The organism is Streptomyces sp. NPDC026246 (assembly GCF_055567995.1).
On the sequence record NZ_JBVHPJ010000008.1, the window covers coordinates 188,652 to 206,964 of the forward strand.

Annotated in this window: 19 protein-coding genes; 3 read left to right on the forward strand and 16 right to left on the reverse strand. The window is 74.5% G+C overall.

Annotated features, from left to right (window positions below; translation table 11 throughout):
• Positions 1–62: 62 nt before the first annotated feature.
• The 12 genes from ACZ4M5_RS21435 to ACZ4M5_RS21490 all read right to left on the reverse strand — a co-directional run bounded on the left by ACZ4M5_RS21435 (position 63) and on the right by ACZ4M5_RS21490 (position 12,020).
• Positions 63–1,292, reverse strand: a complete 1,230-nt coding sequence (locus ACZ4M5_RS21435) for a hypothetical protein (RefSeq protein WP_467739058.1) — start codon at positions 1,290–1,292, stop codon at positions 63–65.
• Positions 1,289–2,176 carry an FAH family protein gene (locus ACZ4M5_RS21440; protein WP_467739060.1) on the reverse strand — a complete coding sequence of 296 codons (888 nt, stop codon included), beginning with the start codon at positions 2,174–2,176 and terminating at the stop codon, positions 1,289–1,291. The genes ACZ4M5_RS21435 and ACZ4M5_RS21440 overlap by 4 nt, the downstream gene beginning before the upstream one ends.
• 81 nt (positions 2,177–2,257) lie before the next feature.
• A complete protein-coding gene (locus ACZ4M5_RS21445; protein WP_467739062.1) occupies positions 2,258–3,391 on the reverse strand; it encodes an enolase C-terminal domain-like protein in 1,134 nt (377 codons plus the stop codon).
• The gene (locus ACZ4M5_RS21450) at positions 3,381–4,262 is read right to left on the reverse strand and encodes an alpha/beta fold hydrolase (RefSeq protein WP_467739064.1); all 882 of its coding nucleotides are present in this window, start codon (positions 4,260–4,262) and stop codon (positions 3,381–3,383) included. Before ACZ4M5_RS21450 ends, ACZ4M5_RS21445 begins: the two co-directional genes overlap by 11 nt.
• Positions 4,263–4,313: 51 nt before the next feature.
• Entirely contained in the window at positions 4,314–5,987 is a 1,674-nt protein-coding gene (locus ACZ4M5_RS21455) for a GH3 family acyl-acid amido synthetase (RefSeq protein WP_467739066.1), read from the reverse strand.
• Positions 5,988–6,125: 138 nt separating this feature from the next.
• Positions 6,126–6,347, reverse strand: a complete 222-nt coding sequence (locus ACZ4M5_RS21460) for a hypothetical protein (RefSeq protein ID WP_467739068.1) — start codon at positions 6,345–6,347, stop codon at positions 6,126–6,128.
• Complete coding sequence (locus tag ACZ4M5_RS21465; RefSeq protein ID WP_467739070.1) at positions 6,344–7,060, reverse strand: hypothetical protein; 717 nt, start codon at positions 7,058–7,060, stop codon at positions 6,344–6,346. The genes ACZ4M5_RS21460 and ACZ4M5_RS21465 overlap by 4 nt, the downstream gene beginning before the upstream one ends.
• Before the next feature lie 299 nt (positions 7,061–7,359).
• Entirely contained in the window at positions 7,360–8,154 is a 795-nt protein-coding gene (locus ACZ4M5_RS21470) for a nitrilase-related carbon-nitrogen hydrolase (protein ID WP_467739072.1), read from the reverse strand.
• A gap of 47 nt (positions 8,155–8,201) precedes the next feature.
• Positions 8,202–8,963: an SDR family NAD(P)-dependent oxidoreductase gene (locus tag ACZ4M5_RS21475; protein ID WP_467739074.1), complete on the reverse strand. Its 762-nt coding sequence runs from the start codon at positions 8,961–8,963 to the stop codon at positions 8,202–8,204.
• Between the two features lie 48 nt (positions 8,964–9,011).
• Positions 9,012–9,659 (reverse strand): TetR family transcriptional regulator, encoded by a 648-nt coding sequence (locus ACZ4M5_RS21480; protein ID WP_467739076.1) that lies wholly within the window; start codon positions 9,657–9,659, stop codon positions 9,012–9,014.
• Between the two features lie 748 nt (positions 9,660–10,407).
• Positions 10,408–11,361, reverse strand: a complete 954-nt coding sequence (locus ACZ4M5_RS21485) for an NAD-dependent epimerase/dehydratase family protein (RefSeq protein WP_467739078.1) — start codon at positions 11,359–11,361, stop codon at positions 10,408–10,410.
• Positions 11,358–12,020, reverse strand: a complete 663-nt coding sequence (locus tag ACZ4M5_RS21490) for a ScbR family autoregulator-binding transcription factor (protein ID WP_467739080.1) — start codon at positions 12,018–12,020, stop codon at positions 11,358–11,360. The genes ACZ4M5_RS21485 and ACZ4M5_RS21490 overlap by 4 nt, the downstream gene beginning before the upstream one ends.
• Positions 12,021–12,161: 141 nt before the next feature.
• Between ACZ4M5_RS21490 and ACZ4M5_RS21495 the strand changes: the two genes are divergently transcribed.
• Positions 12,162–13,106 (forward strand): ScbA/BarX family gamma-butyrolactone biosynthesis protein, encoded by a 945-nt coding sequence (locus ACZ4M5_RS21495; RefSeq protein ID WP_467739082.1) that lies wholly within the window; start codon positions 12,162–12,164, stop codon positions 13,104–13,106.
• Positions 13,107–13,152: 46 nt separating this feature from the next.
• On the opposite strand, the gene ACZ4M5_RS21500 is transcribed toward ACZ4M5_RS21495, so the two are convergent.
• Positions 13,153–14,070, reverse strand: a complete 918-nt coding sequence (locus ACZ4M5_RS21500) for a LysR family transcriptional regulator (RefSeq protein WP_467739084.1) — start codon at positions 14,068–14,070, stop codon at positions 13,153–13,155.
• Between the two features lie 107 nt (positions 14,071–14,177).
• Between ACZ4M5_RS21500 and ACZ4M5_RS21505 the strand changes: the two genes are divergently transcribed.
• Together ACZ4M5_RS21505 and ACZ4M5_RS21510 are read left to right on the forward strand one after the other, a co-directional pair.
• Complete coding sequence (locus ACZ4M5_RS21505) at positions 14,178–15,146, forward strand: DMT family transporter (protein WP_467739086.1); 969 nt, start codon at positions 14,178–14,180, stop codon at positions 15,144–15,146.
• Positions 15,143–15,901, forward strand: coding sequence for a cyclase family protein (locus ACZ4M5_RS21510; protein ID WP_467739088.1), 759 nt, complete (start codon positions 15,143–15,145; stop codon positions 15,899–15,901). Before ACZ4M5_RS21505 ends, ACZ4M5_RS21510 begins: the two co-directional genes overlap by 4 nt.
• Before the next feature lie 104 nt (positions 15,902–16,005).
• On the opposite strand, the gene ACZ4M5_RS21515 is transcribed toward ACZ4M5_RS21510, so the two are convergent.
• The 3 genes from ACZ4M5_RS21515 to ACZ4M5_RS21525 all read right to left on the reverse strand — a co-directional run bounded on the left by ACZ4M5_RS21515 (position 16,006) and on the right by ACZ4M5_RS21525 (position 18,161).
• Positions 16,006–16,365, reverse strand: coding sequence for a hypothetical protein (locus ACZ4M5_RS21515; RefSeq protein WP_467739090.1), 360 nt, complete (start codon positions 16,363–16,365; stop codon positions 16,006–16,008).
• Positions 16,366–16,428: 63 nt separating this feature from the next.
• Entirely contained in the window at positions 16,429–17,136 is a 708-nt protein-coding gene (locus ACZ4M5_RS21520) for a TIGR03943 family putative permease subunit (protein ID WP_467739092.1), read from the reverse strand.
• Positions 17,133–18,161, reverse strand: a complete 1,029-nt coding sequence (locus ACZ4M5_RS21525; protein WP_467739094.1) for a permease — start codon at positions 18,159–18,161, stop codon at positions 17,133–17,135. Before ACZ4M5_RS21525 ends, ACZ4M5_RS21520 begins: the two co-directional genes overlap by 4 nt.
• Between the last annotated feature and the right edge of the window lie 152 nt (positions 18,162–18,313).

Genomic DNA, 18,313 nt, shown 5'->3' on the forward strand with positions numbered 1-18,313 from the left:
AAGTCCGGCCACGCTTGCGACTTAGTGGAGTCCGGCTGGGGCCACCGCCCCCACCTGCGAGGTCACACCCGGTCGCCCGCGGCGGCGGAGAGCACCGACAGCGGCGGCAACGCCGCGCGCAGCTCCCGCTCGGCCAGCGCGGCCCAGTGCTCACCGAGCCCGCGCGAGGACAGGGCCAGCGTCAACCCGCCCTTGAACGTGGACAGATACAGCGAGCCGCCCGGCCCCACGCCGCCGTGGCCGGCCGTCGTGCACAGGGCGGTGACCCGCGCGGCGTGCGCGCCGAGCGCGGTGTCGACGCATCCGGCGTCGGTGACATGCAGTTCCGGCACGGCGGCCTCCGCCGCCCGCTCGACCGCCCGGCGGACCACGGCGTGCCCGCACCGCACGGGACGCCAGGCACGCCGGGCCGAGCACAGGGCGGTCGCGTGCGCACGGGCCCGCCCCAGGGGTTCGCCACCGGTGCCCACCCGCAACCGGGCCCCGACCATGGTCTGGACGCACCCCGGCTCGGTGATGAGCGTCCGCTCGGCGTACCGCCGCCGCAGCGACATCGCCGTGGCCACGGCGACCTCGCCGCCGCCGGTCTCCCGGGCGAGCGCCTCGGCCAGCACGCTCGTGAGGTACCCCCCGGCCGTCACCCGGTGCCGGGCGCACCAGTCCCGCAGCCGGCGGCTCTCCCGGGCGGTCAGCGTGAGCGTCACGGCACCGTCCGCACGGCCGCCGGGCACCGGCCCGCCCCCCTGCCGCGCCGGTGCGGTGCCGCGGACCCGGCGGGGCCCGGCGGACCCGCAGCCGCCGCACGCACAGCCGACGCCGGCCTCGTAGGTCAGCTCGTCCGTGTCGGGCGGCAGGGCCTCTCGGGCGGGGCCGGCGGAGCCGGTGTGCGGGGCGCCGAGCAGGGCGTCCAGCAGCAGCCTCACCAGCCTCCCGGTGGAGTAGGCGTCACCGATCGCCGGATGCAGGGTGAGGGCGAACCATGTGTCCCCGGACGGTCCGTGACCGACGCGCAGGTCCCACAGCCGCTCCCCACCCTCGGCACCGGGCACCGGGCCGTGGAAGCACAGCCCGTCCCCGGTGCCGGCGATCCGCAGCGAGAGCAGCGGCAGGCGGACCGTCCACTGCCGCACGGCCCGCTCGACCCTTCCCTGCGAGAACCGGCCGTCCACCGTGAAGGAGGTCGTGATCCGGCCCCCTCCCGTGAGGGCGTGGGCGTAGGCGAACCGGGCCTCCGTGTCGCTGAGTCCGCGGACGCGGTCACCGGCCCCGGGGGCCCGGCCGTCCCGCCTCACGATGCCTCGCGCCCGGCGGCCGCGAGCGCCGGCGAGGCACATCGCACGGTGTTGGACAGGGTGACGCCGTGGCTGGTGAAGTCCAGCGTGACCCGGTCCCCGTCGGTCATGCGGTAGCCGCCGTGGAAGCTGCTGCGGTCGGCGCCGATGTAGACGTAGTGCACCCGGCCCGGGGCCAGCAGGGCGTCGTGGGCGAACAGTTCGGACATGATGGCGTCGAGCCCGTAGTGCAGGGCCTTCGTTCCGGTGGTGAACTCGCCCCGGTAGCGGGTCTCGCCGTCCCGCTCCACGGTCACGCGGCCGGTGACGTGGCGCGGCGGTTCGCCGAGGAACAGCCACGGCGCGACGGCGGCGTCGCACAGCTTGGCGTAGGAGAGATGGCCCCGGTGGCGCCGGAAGCGGCCGATGTCGGTGAGGTCGTTGCCGAAGGTGTGGCCGACGTACCGGGGCGTGCCGTCCGCGGCCGTGACGTAGACGAGGACGATCTCGGCCTCCTCGGTGAGCGCCACCGCACCGGCGGGGGCCCGCAGGTCCTCCCCGGAGGTCCTCAGCACGTCGCCGAGGCCCTTGAGGAACCAGTTCGGCTGGGACGGGGTGTCCGCGTCCACCTTGACGTTGTGGGTCTGCATGAACCCGCCGACCATGGCGTCCCCGGGGTGCTCCGGCAGCAGCGGCGGCCGGAAGGACACCTGGTCGAGCGCCTCCGCGGGGACGGTCACCTCCGGCGCGCCGGCGAGCAGGGCCGTGAGGTCGCGGCCCTCGGCCAGGGCCCGCGCCGGCTCCCCGGCCGGCAGTGCGGCGAGGCGCAGGGGCTCACCGGCCCGGGGCAGGCCGAGGCCGACGAGGCGGCGGCCCTGATAGGTGCATTCGAACAGTACGGTCATGGGTGTCCAGCCTTTCGGGCACGGGTGAGGGGCGTGGCGTGGCGCAGAGGAGCAGCGCAGGGGTGCGGGAGGTGGCCGGTCTCAGAGGTCGGCGACGGCCCAGCGTTCCGCGTACGGGGCGAGGTCCATGCCCCAGCCGGTGCCGCCCGCGGGCGACAGGGTGTTGGTGTGCCGGTCGACGGCCGGGGGCGGGACCACGATCATCTCCGGGAAGAACCGGTCGGACTGGCCGGCCTCGACGGTGAGGGCGTCCGGGTGGCCGAAGGCCAGGGCCCGGCCCGCGTTGATCAGCGGGCCCACCTCGGCCACCTGGACGCCGAACTGGAAGCCGAGACCGTGCTGCCGGGCTTGGGCGACGAGCCGGGCGGCGGGCAGCGGTCCCCCGTTCTTCGACACACGGATGTTGAACGCGTCGCAGGCCCCGGACTCGATCGCCACCCTGGCGTCGCGGGCCGTGCACACCGACTCGTCCAGCATGATGCGCACCCCTCCCTCGCGGCGCAGCCTGCGCAACGCCTGCCAGGACTTGCGGGGCAGCGGTTCCTCGACCCAGTCGGCGCCGGCCTCGCCCAGCCGGCGGGCGTGGCCGACGCAGTCGCCGGGGCTCCAGCTCATGTTGGCGTCGACCATGACCGGTACGCCGTCGCCGAGCTTGTCGCGGATCGTGCGGACCGTGCGGGCGTCGCGCTCGATGTCGTCCGACGCCTTGATCTTCACGAAGTGGAAGGGACCGCGGCCGGCGAGGAACTCCTCGGCGTCCAGGCTGAGATCGAGCACCTGCGACACGGGCAGGGTCGCGGGCCCGGGTGACGTCCCGGGCAGCAGCGCGCGGGCGCCGGTGCCGGTGCGGCGGCCCAGCCAGTCGAGGACGGCCGTCTCCAGCAGGCACAGCAGGTTGTTCCCGCCGTCGACACCGAAGGTCCGCGCGAACCCGTCCCGGTGCAGCGCACCCAGCGTCTCCTCGGGCGGCCGGCCCGTCAGCAGCCGGGACAGGGCCCCGAGGTCCACCTGGCCCAGCGCGGTGCGCACGCTCGCGGTGGTCTCGCCGGTGACGTACGACCGGGGCGCGCACTCACCGATGCCGTCCGTGCCGTCCGCCGACAGTCTCAGCACCAGGCTGTCGGAGCTGCGGCGCCGGGCGGCGGGGTGGTCGAACGGCGTCCGCATCGGCAGCCGTACGTGGTACAGCCGGGCCCGGCCGCCCTCAGGCGCCACGGTTCACGCCCCGGAGCAGGGTGTACGTCGAGGTCCAGTCGACCAGGTCGCCGCTGACGTCGGTGTAGAAGAGGTAGTGCCGGTCGGTGGGGAACTTGACGATCGCGCCGCGCCCGGACACGAGGTCCTGGAAGACGCGGTGGGCGGCGTCGAGGTCGACGATCGGGTCGGTCATGCCGGAGACGAAGGTCGCCGCGGGGACGTTCGGGTGCGCGCGGCCCCGGCTCAGGTAGCGCCGCTCCAGGTCGAGCAGGACGGCCCGCGAGCGGCGCGTCAACTGCCGTACGGCCAGGTCGTCGTGGTCGATGAAGTGCTGGTACTTCACCTCGTCGGTGAAGTCGGCGGACTGCAGGCCCGCGTCCCAGGGTTCCTCGCTCGTGTCCTCGGCGACGGCCGCGCGGGCGTCCGCGTCGAGGGTGGCGTGCATGCGGCCGAGCCAGGAGGAGCAGAAGACGGCCGCGTCGTAGGAGGTGGTGAACTCCTCGTGGCACAGCAGGGCGGCCAGGAAGGAGCCGCCGAGGCAGTGCCCGAACAGGGACAGCGGCACGCTCTCGCCGATCATCTCCCGTACGTGGGCGACGGCCTGCGCGTAGTCGCCGAGGAGGGTGTCCGCGTCCGGTATCTCGTTGCGCGGGCCGGGGCTGATGCCGCTGCCGCGCCGGTCGAGGACGAAGAAGGCGATGTCGTTGTCGGCGAACCGGGGCCCCACCTCCCACAGCCACCCGGCGTGGCTCTGCAGTCCGTGGAAGTAGAAGACGGCTCCCTTGATCCGTTCCGGCCGCCACACGTGCAGGGCGAGGCGGGTGTCGCCGCACGGCAGGTCGACGATCTCCCGGCGGGTGTTCTGCGGGGGCCTGAGGGTCTCGATCATGACGGGTTCTCCTGAGGTGAGGGGTGGTCGGTGGGGCCGTGCCCCGCGGTGTCAGCCGGCGAGGATCGCGTCGGCGAAGTCCGTGTCCTTCTGGAAGGGCTTGTACTTGTACTGGGTGGCGTTGCCCTGCTGGCGCCGCGACTCGACGTACCCGGCGATGGCGCCCTGCGCCACGGTCCGCACGTTCAGCCCGGCGAGGCGGCCGCTGTCCCGCTTGGACGCGTACTCGATGTTGATGACGGACAGTTCGCGGTCGATCGCCGCGGACAGCGCGCCGTCCAGCGCGGCACTCGGGGCCGGCACCTCCACCACGACGGTGTAGGAGGGCAGTTCGTCCCAGCGCGGACCGCACATGTACAGCCCGGTGTCCAGGCCGCTGTGCGCGAGGCCCTGCCGGATGGCCTGGGTGACCTGGCTTTCGGTGATCTTCTCGCCGGTGAAGGAGTGGAAGACGCCGTCCCGGTGGGTGAAGTGGATCCAGGGCGTGCCGTCCACGACGCGGTCGACCCGGTAGATGTCGCCGGTCCACAGGCGGTACAGGCCGTTGCCCTGCGACATGATCAGGTGGTAGTCGCGCCCCGCCTCCACCTCGTCGTGGAGCAGCGTCTCGATCTCCTCACCGGCGTCGAGCAGGGTGCCGAGCGGTACGTCGGCGGGGACGAACTCGAAGTACGCCTGGCCGACGGCGAGCGGCTGGCTGTCCAGGGTGTCGTCCACGGGGATGGTGGTGACGCCCTCCGTCCCGCAGCTCATGAACGGCAGCTTGGCCACGCCGGGCAGCACGGCGTCCAGACGCGGCCGGTACAGCTCGGCCGACGCCGACAGCCAGCAGCTGTACAGCGTCAGCGACGGCCAGATGTCGACCAGGCTGAACTCGTCCTCGGCCAGGACCCGTTCCAGGTGACGGGCCGCGTCCTCGTCGGGCTCGGCGCAGGGCCGGCCGTCCAGGGTGCCGTCGCGCAGATCGCGCACCAGCCGGTCGCCGTGCTCGGCGATGAGGTCGCGCAGCGACACGAGGGTGCTGGGGTTGATCGCCGAGATGTAGTGCAGGTCCTTGCCGACGAGGTGCCGGACGCGGTGGTACATCCGTTCGGCGTGGCCGGCGGGCGTGCCGGGGCCGAACCAGGGCGAGTCGTACCACGGCGGGTTCCAGTCGCGGCTGTTGATCTGCGGGTGCCGGTTGCTGATCGCCTGGTGCTCGACCCCGTGCACGAAGTCGTAGACGTCCTCGCGGACGGTCTGCGTGTCCAGGGTGGCCCAGGGATGGGCGAGGATCTCGGGGTGGTGCTGGAGGTAGGTGCCCCACATGGCCTTCATGGCGGGGATGCGGTACGTCAGCAGCCAGTGCAGCGTGTAGGGGACCCGCTTGGGGTCGCCGGTGGTGCCGCTGGTCTTGAGCCAGCGCAGGACCGGGCTGCACGAGAGGATGCCGCCCTTGGTCCGGGTCTCCCGGTCGATCTGCTCGGCGAAGTCGTCGTAGCGCATGACCGGCAGGACCGACCGGAAGCGGGACGGGTCGGCGGCGACCACGTCGTAGCCGCGCTCCTTCCAGTGCAGCGCGCTCACGCCGATGTCGATGAGGTCGTCCAGGACGCGGGCCTGTGCGGCGGCCGGGTCCTTCAGGTCGGCGAGCAGGCTGTCGCGTGCTGCGAAGCACTCCTCGGCGAAGGGGTCGCGCCGCGCCTGCCAGTTCTGCTGCCACGGTGTCGTGTGCGAGGTCTCCACTGCTGCTTCACTCCTCGAAGAAGGGGGCCGGCGGCCCGTGTCCGGGCATGCGTCGGCGCCGCGCGGCGCATGCGCCGGACGGTGGGATGGGGTGGGGTGGGATGAGGTGCGGGTGCTGCCGGGGGTGGCGCCGCCCGGTCAGGCGGCGCGGGCCTTGGTGACGCCGGTGGCGGGCGCGTCCTCCCCGGCCGCCAGTGCGGCCAGCTCGTTCAGGTCGTACAGCGCCTGGCGTCGGGTGCCGTAGCGGGTGATCCTGCCGCGGCGCGCCCACTGGCGGATGGTGCCCTCACGGACGCCGAGGGCGAGCGCCGCGAGCGAGGTGGGGACACGTGCGCCGCGGGTGGTCCGGTCGCCGGTCATGCCGTCTCCTTGTCGGGGGAGGTGTGCTGTCGGCGGCTCAGCAGGAGCCACTGGCGCGGGGTCAGTACGTGGCCGGCCCCGCACATCGGTCCGCGCAGGACCAGACCGTCACCGCCGCGCCCGGGCAGCGACACCTCGGCCTCGCAGCCCGGCTCGACGCACCGGCCGAGCGGCACCAGGGCGGGCCGGGGCGGCGCGACGATCCGGCGCAGGGCCGTGGCCGCGTGCGCGATCTCGTCGGCCGCCGTGCCGGCCGCGGGAAGGGCGGCCAGGACGTCGGCGTGCCGGCCGAGGAAGGCGGCCAGCGCGGCCACGGTCCGGTCCGGCGGAGCCGGGGCGGGCGCCGTCCGGTCCGGCGGAGCCGGGGCGGGCGCGGCCTCCTCCAGGACCAGCCGGGCCCAGAAGGCCAGGCGCACGACGGTGTCGTGCCGGGCCTGCAGCGCCTCCTCGCTCACGGGCGGCGCCTGCGGCCGGTGGCCGGTCACCCGGGGCAGTCCGGCCTGCCGGGCGGGCAGGATCAGGTGCTCCTCGCTGTCCTGGTGGAGCTCCGGCAGGGCGGCCAGGTCGGCGCGCAGGGCGCGTGCACAGGAGCCGCAGAGCCGGGCGCCGGGCAGGGCGGGCCTGCGTCGCAGCGCGCCGGAGCCGGCCGTACGGCGGCATCGACGTGACGTGCACGCCCCGGAAGGGGAGTCGGAGGTGGTCGGGTCTGCCATGGTCACTGGTCGCCTCACCGGGGAGAGGGTCGGGCAGGGTGCGGGAAGGGGCACCGTGCGCGGGGACGGGCACCGCGGCGAAAGCTCGCGCGGGCAACAAAAAAGCGCCGCCCGAGGGCGACGCGGTGACGATGCGAAGGGGGCCGGAAGCGGACACACTCCTTCGCGAAAGAGTGTTACACGTCTGCCGCATCAGCCGCAAGAGGTTGCCGGAGAAACACCAACTCCACTTGCACAGACGGCAGATGCCGCCCTCCCCGCGGTGTGCGGGGTGGACGGCACCGGGCGCCGGGCGCCGGTCAGCGGGGCGTCGGCACACCGAGCACTCGATCGCCGAGAGCCGGGAACTCGGCGCGCGTCCTGGCCACGAGCGCGAGATCGAGCTCGGCGACGAGCGCCTCCTCCCCCGCGCCCGCCTCGGCCACGACCTCGCCCCAGGGATCGACGACGACGCTGTGGCCGGCCTGCGCCACCCCGGCGTGCGCCCCCGCCGTGCCGCAGGCCAGGACGTACGCCTGGGACTCCACGGCCCGGGCCCGCGCCAGCAGCGACCAGTGGGCCCGGCGGGCGGCGGGCCACCCGGCGGGGACGAGGAGCAGTTCGGCGCCCGCGTCCACCAGCAGCCGGAACTGCTCGGGGAAGCGCAGGTCGTAGCAGGTGGCGAGACCAGCCGTCGGGCCCGCGCCGAGCGGGGTCGTGACGGTCTCCTCACCCCGGCCCAGCAGGGCGGCCTCGCCCCGGTCGAAGCCGAAGCGGTGGATCTTGCGGTAGGTGCGGTGCAGCCGGCCGTCGGGTGCGAAGACCAGGGAGGTGTTGAACAGGCCGCCCGTCGGGTCGCGTTCGACGATCGAGCCGGCGTGCAGCCAGACCTCCGCGTCGGCGGCCGCGGCGCCCATCGCCCGGGCCGTCGGGCCGTCCAGTGGCTCGGCGTGCGCGGCGAACGCCTCGAAGGCGAAGGCGCCGACCGTCCAGAGCTCGGGCAGCATCACCAGGTCGGCGGTGCGCTGTTCGCGCACGAGGGCGGCCGCCCGGAGCCGCCGCTCCTCGGCCGGCTCCCCGGGTCGTACGGCGATCTGCAGGAGTGCGGCGCGCACGGTGTCTCCGTTTCCTCAGGGGGTGCGTGGTCGGGTGGGCCGGGTGGTCAGCGCAGGTGGGAAGCGCCGTTGACGTCGAGGACGGCGCCGCTGCACCACTCGGCGGGGGCGCTGCTCAGCCAGGCCACCGCGGCCGCGACGTCGGACGGGACGGCGATCCTGCCGAGCGGGCTCTGCCGGCGGATCGCCTCCTCGGCGTCACCGGCGAGCATGGGCTCGGTCAGATCGGTGCGGACGACGCCCGGGGCCACGGCGGACACCGCGATGCCCAGCGGGCCGAGGGACTGGGCGAGCGACTGGGTCAGGGCGTGCAGGGCGGCCTTGGTCGCGCCGTAGGCGGGGGCGTCGGGCTCCCCGCGGTAGGCGCCGCGGGAGCCGACGTTGACCACGCAGGCGCCCTGGGGCCCCTGGATCCGGTGGCGCAGGTGGTCGACCAGGCACCAGATCAGGTCGGCCGGGCCGAGCAGGTTGACGTCGACCAGGCGCCGCCAGGCGGCCTGCCAGTCCTCGTAGGACGTCGTCGCCACGGGTTGTTCGGCGTACAGCCCGGCGTTGTTGACGAGCACGTCGACCGTGCCCAGTTGCTCGACCGCGGAGCCGATGACCTCCCGGGCCGCGCCGGGGGCGCCGACGTCGCCGGTGACGAGGACGTGGCCGGTCCCGGGCAGGGAGTCGAGCACGGCCTCGGCGGCGGCCGTGTCGGCCCGGCAGTGCACCGCCACGCGGTGTCCGGCGGTGGCGAGTTCGGAGGCGATGGCGGCTCCGATGCCCCGGGAGGCACCAGTGACGAGCGCGCAGCGTCGAGTCATGGAGTGAGCTCTTTCGTGAGGGGATGAACGGCAGTGCGTGGGCGGCCCCTACGGGGACCGGGAGGGCTCGGGGCGGGTCGTGACGCCGGCCGGGCGCCGGTCCATGCCGGGGAGCGGTCCGGGCACGAGCACCAGGGCCCACAGGCGGACCAGTTCGGTCTGCACGTCCCGGCCGGGGCGGCCCGCCCGCAGCGCCGCCTCGGCCCCCGCCGTGAGGTAGACCGCCAGCAGCTCCAGCCGGTCGGCGAGCGCATCGCCGCCGCTCGCGGCCATCCGCCGCGTCGGAGCCACCAGTTCACGGAGGGCGTCGCGCCAGGCGGTCTGCCAGCACGGCGTGACGGCCTGTTCCCGGGCGAGCCGGGCCGCCGCGCGCACGGTGACCTCCTCCTCCAGCAGCCGGGCGACGACGAAGGTGAACTCCGCGACCGGTGGCAGCGCTTCGGTGGGCTTGAGGCACGCCAGGGCCCGCCGGGTGAGGTCCTCGGCCTCGCGGCAGACGGCGGTCGCCAGGTCGGCCTTGGCGTGGAAGTGGAAGGTGAGTGCCCCCATCGTCACGCCGCAGGCCCGGTGCACGGCGGACAGCGAGGTACCGGCGTATCCCTGCCGGTCGAACTCCTCGGCCGCCGCCGCGATCAGCGCCTGACGGGTGCGTTCCGCTCTCACCTGCTTCACCATGGGCTTGACCTCGGTATCCATCGCGGGGACTGAATCCCACGGGCCGCCCGGACGGCGGGTGCGCGCTCCACGTGCCCGGGGAGGGCCCGGCGAGGGCTCCGGCCCGCCCGCACGGCGGGGCGACGGAAGCCCCACGGGCCCGGTCCTGCGAACGTACCGCCGGGCGCCGCGGAGGGCTCCCACCGCGCACGAACCCGAAACGGCTTGGCCAAGTCGCCTGCGAACTCCCCGACTTCCTTGCCGGCCCTTCACACTCACCGAGGCACACCGGCCCCGCTCACGACACCGCACCACGCCGACAACGACGGCCGGCTGCCGCGCCCCAGCGAAGCCGCCACCGGCTGCCGCGCCGCAGCCAATTCGGCGTCAGGTGCCGCCGGTTGCTGGACGTCGTCGGGACGAGCGCCGCGCCGAGGGCTCCCGCCACCGGGACACCACGACGCCTGCCATCGACTGCCGCACCCCGGCAAAGCCGCCACCGGCTGCCGCGCCGCAGCCGATTCACCGCCGGGGCCGCCGGTCACGGGGCGTCGGGACGAGCGCCGCCACCCAGGACGCACGAACTCCCCCGCCGATACCCGGGGCGCCGCGCCGAGCGCCCCCGCCACCGGGACACCACGCCGCCTGCCACCGGCTGCCACGCCCCAGCGAAACCGCCACCGGCTGCCGCGCCGCAGCCGATTCGGCCTCGGATGCCGCCGGTTGCCGGGCGTCGAGCCCCCGCGTCACCGAAAGCCCCGCCGGGCCACGCCCGGGACCGGCGGCTGCCTCAGGCCGCCGGCGCTTGTCGTCGGTACCAGGGGGCCGCCGCCGCCAGGCGGTAGAGCGGCCCGGGGCCCGGGGCGCAGCCGGTCAGTCGCCAGATCTCCTCGCCGGCGTACCAGTGGTCCCGGGCAAGCAGGGCGAACTGCCGCTCGCTGATGCGGCCCGGCGACTGCCGCAGCCGTTCCAGGCACCGCTCCCAGGACCAGTCGGGCCCGGCCGCGGGCAGCACGTCCAGCTCCGCGAGCCGCGTCATGAGCTCGCCGTTGCGCACCGGCACCGGGTGGGACGCGTGGAAGACACCCGGGCCGGCCGGCTCCGGTCCGGTGGCCAGGGCCGCGACGAGCCGGGCCAGGTCCTCGACGGCCACGAGGGACAGCTGCGCGCGCCCGCCGTCCCAGCGGGCCGGAACCCGCCGCAGCAGTTCGCCGAGCGCGGGCACGACCCAGCGGTCCCCCGCGCCGAGGACGAGCCCGGGACGCAGGACGACGGCGCCCGCCTCCAGCGCGATCCCCTCGGCCGCCAGCCGGGTCCTGCTGGCCGCCGAGACGGGTGCGGGCGCGACCCCGTCCACGGGGATGCCGCTGTGCGGCCCGGGGCCGTACACCGCCGCCGTGGAGAGCTGGACGATGCGCTCCACGCCGGCGCGACGGGCCTCCCGGACGATCGCGCGGGTGCCGCCGACGTTCGTCCGCTCGCACTGCTCGGCGCTGCCGTCCACCCGGCAGGCCAGGTGGACGAGGACGTCCGCGCCGCTCGCCGCCCCGGCCACCGAGGCCGGGTCGGACAGGTCCGCGCGCAGCCACTCCACGCCCGGCTCCCGCGGCCCCTCCGGCACGGCCCGGGCGAGGGCCCGCACCTCGAGGTCCCGGCCCAGGGCCCGCTCCTTCCTCAGCCGGTCGAGCACGGCCCGGCCGACGAAGCCGGTCGAGCCCGTCAGCAGCACCCGGACCGGTCTCATGAAGCGGCACCGTCCGCGGCGTCGGCGGCGGCCGTCTCCGGCAGGCGGCCGCCGTCGGCGGGGAACCGCAGCGCGGCGACGACGTCCGGCGGTGCGATGGCCGGGAGCAGGCAGCGCAGCATCTCGTTTATGCGGCCGGGCAGGTCGTCCCGGTTGTTGGCCAGGCGGGACATGATCTGCGTGCCGGTGTAGGAGGCGACCAGGACCTGAGCGAAGGCGGCCACGTCGACCTGCGGGTGCAGCTGGCCGAGTTCGCGGGCCTCGGCCAGGTAGATCCCGAACCGCTCGGCCCACCAGTCGTAGATCGAGTAGTCGAGGAGGTTCACCTCGCTCTGCTCGACGGCGAGGCGGACACCGGCCCGGAACAGCACGTCGGAGCGCATCTGCACGGCCAGGTACCCGCAGACGTCGATCAGCTGCTGCAGACCCTGCGTTCCGGTGGGCCAGCGCAGCCCGGCGGCCTGCTCGACGATGACCGCGCGCGCCAGTTCCTCCTTCGACTTGAAGTGGAAGTACATGGCGCCGGTGGTCATGCCGGCCCGCTGCAGGATCGTGTTCAGCCCCGCACCGCGGTATCCGGCCTGGTCGAAGACCTCGGCCGCCGCGCGGATGAGTGTGGCGCGAGTGCGTTCCGCGCGTTCCTGCCGTTGCCGTGCCATCGGCAGTCTCCCTAGTACCCGTAGACAAACAAAAAGAACGACCTCTATTTTATTCACGTCGGCGTCGGCCTGTCACGACCAACGACGCCGCTTCAGTTGCGCGTGCCCATTCGCAGAGCCACCGCATCCAGGGGGGACCTCGTGTCCATCGACATCGCCCAGCACTGCCTCGAAGACAGCCGTTTTAACGTGATATCTCCGTCTTTCACCCACAAGACGAACGAGAGTGAAGTGCTGCTGCGCACCTGGCGGCGGACCGCGTCCGACTCCTTCACGGTCACCGCCGTCTGGCCCGCCGCGCACCCGTTCTACGGCAACCGCCTGGGTCTGCACGATCCGCTCCTGCTCTGCGAGACGGTCCGCCAGACGCTGCCGCTGCTGTCCCACGGCGCCTACCAGGTGCCGTTCGGGCACCAGTTGCTGTGGAAGGACTTCGACTGGACGCTCGACCCTTCCGCCGCGTACGCCGACGGCGATCCGGCGGAGCTCGAACTGCACATCACCTGCGACGAGGTGACCTACCGCCGGGAACGGGCGGCCGGCATCTCGCTGCGCGCCGAAGTGACGCGCGACGGCCGCCGGCTGGCCACCGCGCGCTCCCGGTTCACCATCCAGGACCGCACCGTCTACAACCGGCTGCGCGGTGCCTACGCCGATGCCGCCGCGGCCACCGCGCGGGCCGTTCCGCTGCCGCCCCCGGCCGGCCTCACGGCGTTCGGCCGCGACCGGTTCGAGGACGTGGTGCTGGCCGCGACGGACCTGCCCGACCGCTGGCAGCTGCGCGTCGACACCACTCACCCCTTCTTCTTCGACCATGTCGTGGACCACGCCCCGGGGATGCTGCTGCTCGAAGCCGCCCGGCAGGCGGCCCTGGCCACGGCCCACCCGCGCTCCGCCGTCGTCACCGGCATGGACTCCGACTTCGTCAAGTACGCGGAGATGGACGCCCCGTGCCGGCTGGAGACCGAGCGGCTGCCGGACCAGGGGCTGGTGCGCGTCGGCGCCTGGCAGCACGACCGGGAGATCTTCTCCAGCGTGGTGAGCCTCGCCGCGGTACCGGCCGTCACCGCCGACCGCGCCGCGTGAGACGGGCCCGGCCCGCCGCCGCCGCCCGCTCCCGCCGCACGCGCGCTCAGTCCCGGCCGTGCAGGGGCGGATCGGCGGTGGTGGCCGCATCCCGCAGCGCGTCCAGCAGCCCGCGCAGGGCGGGTTGTTCGAGCGCGGTGCTCCGGACGGCGGCCGAGATCACCCGGACCGGCTCGGGGTTGCGGACCGGGCGGACGACGACACCGGGATGCAGGGTGCGCAGCCCCAGGCGCGGCATCAGGCCGACACCGAGACCGGCCGCGACGAAGCCCTGCGCGGTGGCGTAGTCCTCGCTCTGGATGACGAAGTCGGGGCTGAAGCCGGCCGCCGCGCAGGCCTCGGTCACCGGCTCCAGGCACGGCCCGGGCGGCTCGCTGCCCACCCAGTGCTCACCGGCCAGTTCGTGCAGGTCGACGACGTCCTCGCCGGCGAGCGGATGACCGGCGGGAAGCACCGCCGCGTACGGGTCGTCGAGGAGGCGTACGAGCTCGAACCCCTCGCCCGAGCGGCCCGGGGCCTGGACGACGACGGCCAGGTCGGCCCGGCCACGCGCCACGTCCTGGAACGGGTCCTCCGGGTCGGTGAGCCGCAGGTCGACCCGGACACCGGGGTGATCGGCCCGCAGCCGGGCCAGGGCCGGGGCGACCAGCGTGGATCCCGCGGTGGCGAAGTAGCGCACCGCGAGGCGTCCGGTGCGGCCGGCCCGCAGGTCGGCCAGGGCGGACTCGGCCTGAGCGACCGCCGAGCCGATCAGCGCCGCGTGCTCGGTGAGCAGCAGACCGGCGGGCGTGGGCCGCACACCCCGGCCGACCCGCTCCAGCAGTGCCGTGCCGGCCTGTTTCTCCAGTGCCGCGACCTGCTGGCTGACGGCGGACGGGGTGTAGCCCAGGTGGGCCGCCGCGGCGGTGACGGTGCCGCTGGTGACCACCGCGCGCAGGACCTGCAGTCGCCTCACATCGAGCATGTAGTCCAGCTTAACAGAATGTGCAGAACCATTTGCTTGTGCTCAATCCATCCGTGAGGCACCGTCGAGAGTGCGGGCCCGTCGGGGCCCGGCGAAGGAGGGCCGAGGTGGACGGTGGGACAAGGGGCCTGCGGGGCGGGGTGCGGGTGGCCGTGCTCGCCCTGCTGTGGGGCTCGACCTTCCTGTGGATCGAACTGGCGCTGCGCGGGCTCTCCCCGCTCCAGGTCACGTTCGTCCGTTGTCTCCTCGGCGCGCTCGTGCTCCTCGGCGCGGCCCGGGCAACGGGACGGAGGCTGCCGCGAGGGGCCGCCGTCTGGCGTCACCTGGTCGTCGCGGCCTTCTTCTGCAACGCCCTGCCCTTCGCGCTGTTCAGCCTGGGCCAGCAGACGGTGGGCTCGGGACTCGCCGGGGTCCTGAACGCGACGACCCCGCTGTGGTCGGTGGTGCTCGGTCTCCTCCTGGGCTCGGAGCGCGGCATCCGGCCGGTCCGGCTCGGCGGGCTCCTGCTCGGCTTCGCCGGCACGATCGTCATCTTCGCCCCCTGGCACACCTCGGGGGCCGTCGGCTGGGGCGCCCTGGCCATCCTCGGCGCGGCCGCCAGCTATGCCGTGGCGTTCACCTACATGGGCCGCACCCTGGTCCGCCGGGGCACGCCGACCCTCTCCCTGTCGTCCGCCCAGCTGCTGGCGGCGAGCGGACTGACCGCCGTGGCCCTGCCGGTGGGCGGCCTGGAGCCGGTGGACCTCTCGCCGGTGGTGCTGGTGGCCGCCGTGGCCCTCAGCGTGCTCTGCACCGCCGTCACGTTCCACCTCACGTACCGCATCATCAACGACGAGGGCGCCACCAACGCGGCCGTGGTCGGCTACCTGCTGCCGGTGGTCTCCGTCCTCCTCGGCGTCGTCGTCCTGGGCGAGCAGGTCGGCGTCCGCGTGGTGCTCGGCATGGCCGTGGTCCTGGCCGGCGTCGCCATGACCCGGGCCGGCGCCGGCAAAGCCGGAGGCGACAGCCCGGGAACCGCCCCGCGCTCCGCCCACGCCACCGCGGAACGGCAGGACACGCTGGGCAGGACACGGTGAGCGGCGCGGAGCCCCGGCTGTGGGCCCTGCACCGGGAACTGACCGAGGGCACCGTGTTCACCGACCTCACCCACGCCTTCCGCCCGGGCCAGCCGCACTTCCCCGGCTTCGGCGACGAGCGGCGCGAGACCCTCTTCGACGTGGCACGCGGCGACGGCTTCACCGTCCACCGCTACACCCTCGCCGGCCAGTGGGGCACCCATGTGGACCCGCCCTCGCACTTCGTGGCCGGGGCCCGCACCCTGGACCGCATCCCGGTGCGGGAGATGGTCCTGCCGCTGGTCGTGCTCGACATCACGGACCGGGTCGCCGCCGACCCCGACGCCACCCCCACCCCGGACGACGTGGCGTCCTGGGAACGCCGCAACGGGCCCGTCCCCGCCGGCTCGTTCGTCGCCCTGCGCACCGGCTGGAGCAAGCGCTGGCCGGACCCGGTGGCGATGGACAACCGGGACGACGCCGGTGTCCGCCACACCCCGGGCTGGTCGCGGGAGGTCCTGCGGTACCTGTTCGAGGACGCGGGTGTGACCGCCATCGGTCACGAGCAGGCCGACACCGACCCGGGGCTCGCCGCCTCCGCGGGGGACTACGGCCTGGAGGAGTACGTGCTCGCCCGCGACCGCTGGCAGCTGGAGCTGCTCACCCAGCTGGACCGGGTCCCCGAGGCGGGCTCGCTGCTCGTCGCCTCCTGGCCCCGGCCGCACGGCGGTTCCGGCTTCCCGGCCCGGGTGTTCGCCATCCATCCGGCGGTGTGACGGCCGGCGGTCAGGCCATCCGGCGGTCAGGTCAGCGTCCGGTCAGGTCAGGTCAGGTCAGGTCAGGTCAGGTCAGGTCAGGTCAGGTCAGGTCAGCGTCCCGGTCAGGTCAGCGTCCCGGTCAGCGTGCCCGCCGTCGTGAGCGCGAGGAACGCCGCGCCCCAGAGCATCGCGTGCCGGGTGCGGCGGTGTTTCGCCGTGACGGTCGGGCCGGGGCCGGCGGCCAGGTTCAGCAGGAACAGCGACGGGGCGCAGGCCGCGCAGCCGGTCCACAGCAGGAGTTGAGGCACTACGGCGTACTGGGCCGGCGTCAGGACGCCCGTGGTGATCGCCGCGAGCAGGGCGGTCAGCGCCGCGCCCAGGGTCGCCAGGACCAGGTTCGCCCGGTCGTCGGCCTTCGCCCGTTCGCGCCTCGCCGACGCGGTGACTCCGCTCCCCGCTCGCCGGGTCTCGAGTGTGGTCATCAGCCCCCCTCGCTGATCAGCGGCAGATCCGAGTACCCCGATCGGCGCCTGCCACACCGGAGTTCAGCCGTTCGACGTCTCGTCGTAGGGGTCCTTCGGGGCGGGGACGGGGCGGGAGCCCGTGACGTCGACGTACGGGATCGGGCCACCGTTGACCGGGTCCTTCGTGCGGCGCGGGGTGTAGTGGCCGGTGATCTCCAGCCAGGTGTCCGGGCGCAGCACCGGGGGGATGTCGCCGGTCAGGGCGATCTTGACCGGCTGGGCGTCCGCCGCGCAGCAGTTGAGGCCCATGCGGACCAGGTACGGGGTGCCCGCGCGGTCGAGGGCGACGAAACCGGTGATCCGCACCTCGCGGTCGCGCAGGGAGCGGCCGTCGTCGTAGACGGCCCGGCCGGCGTAGTCCGCCACGGCGAGGCGCAGGGGGTCGCCGGCGGGCAGGGGCGGGAAGCCGAGGGGCTCGGTCAGGGCCGTGCCGGTGTGGGTCGCGCTGTAGGAGCCGAGGGCCGGCGGTGCGACCAGGATCAGGGCGAAGACCGGCAGGACGAGCAGCCAGGAGACGCGGGGTTCGCGGTGCCCGTGGTCGTCCGCCGGGGCGCGGCGGCGGTCGTACCAGAGGGTCGCCGCCGCCGTGGCGATCAGGACCGCGCCCGCCAGCAGTACCAGGGGGCGCAGCCCCTCCTTGACGTAGCGGAGGTAGAGGTCGGTCGTGCCGGCGTGCAGAAGCGTCGCGCCGAGCAGGAACAGCAGGGCCGACTGGGCGAGGCGGTTCACAGCAGGACCGTTCCGGTCAGGGCCGACACGAGCACGGCCAGGGCGAAGGTCGCGGGGGCGAAGCGCAGCGCGAAGGCGCGGCCGAAGGTGCCCGCCTGCATCGCGAAGAGCTTCAGGTCGATCATCGGGCCGACGACCAGGAACGTCAGCCGGGCCGTCAGGGAGAACTGGGTGAGGGAGGCGGCGACGAACGCGTCCGCCTCGGAGCAGATGGACAGCAGCACGGCCAGCGCCGCGAGGACCAGGACCGACAGCACCGGGTGGCCGGCCGCCGCGCCCAGCCAGTGCGCCGGGACCACCGCCTTCAGCGTCGCCGCGGCCATCGCGCCGACGACGAGGAACCCGCCCGCGTGCACCACGTCGTGGCGGACCGAACCCCAGAAGGCCGCCCCCTTGCCCTGCCCCTCGTAGGAGGCCCGGGCCGGGGGCCGCAGCCAGTCCGCGCGGCCGAGCCGGTGCCAGAGCCAGCCCATGGCGCAGGCCACGAGCAGGCTCGCCACGAAACGGGCCAGGACCATCTCCGGGTTCGAGGGGAACGCCACGGCCGTCGCCGTCAGCACGATCGGGTTGATGGCGGGCGCCGACAGGAGGAACGCCAGCGCCGCCGCCGGTGTGACCCCCCGGCGGACGAGCGCGCCGGCCACCGGCACGGACGCGCACTCGCAGCCCGGAAGCACGGCACCGGCCGCGCCCGCCACCGGCACTGCCAGCACCGGGTGCCGGGGCAGGGCGCGGGCGAAGAAGGACGGCGGCACGAACACCGCGATCGCCGCGGACAGCAGCACCCCCAGCACCAGGAACGGCAGTGCCTGGACCAGGACCGCGACGAACACCGTCATCCAGCTCTGCATCACCGGCGCGGCCAGCGCCCCGCGCACCGGGTCCTGGAACATCACCGCGGTGATCAGCAGCAGGGTCAGCAGCAGCGGGGAGTCGAGCCGCCGGGTCGCCGGCGGGGTGCCCCCGTCCGGTGCGGTGGCCGCGCGCTCGCCGCCGTCGCGGGAGGCGCTCTTCGTGGTGGTCACGGGCCCGGTACCTCCGGTGGTGCGCGGGGGCGTTCCCCGTTTCCTCCCCGTGCGTACGTGCCGGCGGGGCCGTGCGTTCACGCACCGGCGGCCCCTTGTGGAACCGGCCGCCCGGGTGGGGCAGTCTTCTCCCCGTGGGGAGCGTTCCGAAC

Coding starts and splice junctions, on each gene's coding strand:
- ACZ4M5_RS21440 (WP_467739060.1), bottom strand. CDS start 2,176: ATGACCGTACTGTTCGAATGCACCTATCAGGGCCGCCGCCTCGTCGGC.
- ACZ4M5_RS21450 (WP_467739064.1), bottom strand. CDS start 4,262: ATGATCGAGACCCTCAGGCCCCCGCAGAACACCCGCCGGGAGATCGTC.
- ACZ4M5_RS21460 (WP_467739068.1), bottom strand. CDS start 6,347: ATGACCGGCGACCGGACCACCCGCGGCGCACGTGTCCCCACCTCGCTC.
- ACZ4M5_RS21465 (WP_467739070.1), bottom strand. CDS start 7,060: ATGGCAGACCCGACCACCTCCGACTCCCCTTCCGGGGCGTGCACGTCA.
- ACZ4M5_RS21475 (WP_467739074.1), bottom strand. CDS start 8,963: ATGACTCGACGCTGCGCGCTCGTCACTGGTGCCTCCCGGGGCATCGGA.
- ACZ4M5_RS21480 (WP_467739076.1), bottom strand. CDS start 9,659: ATGGATACCGAGGTCAAGCCCATGGTGAAGCAGGTGAGAGCGGAACGC.
- ACZ4M5_RS21485 (WP_467739078.1), bottom strand. CDS start 11,361: ATGAGACCGGTCCGGGTGCTGCTGACGGGCTCGACCGGCTTCGTCGGC.
- ACZ4M5_RS21490 (WP_467739080.1), bottom strand. CDS start 12,020: ATGGCACGGCAACGGCAGGAACGCGCGGAACGCACTCGCGCCACACTC.
- ACZ4M5_RS21500 (WP_467739084.1), bottom strand. CDS start 14,070: ATGCTCGATGTGAGGCGACTGCAGGTCCTGCGCGCGGTGGTCACCAGC.
- ACZ4M5_RS21515 (WP_467739090.1), bottom strand. CDS start 16,365: ATGACCACACTCGAGACCCGGCGAGCGGGGAGCGGAGTCACCGCGTCG.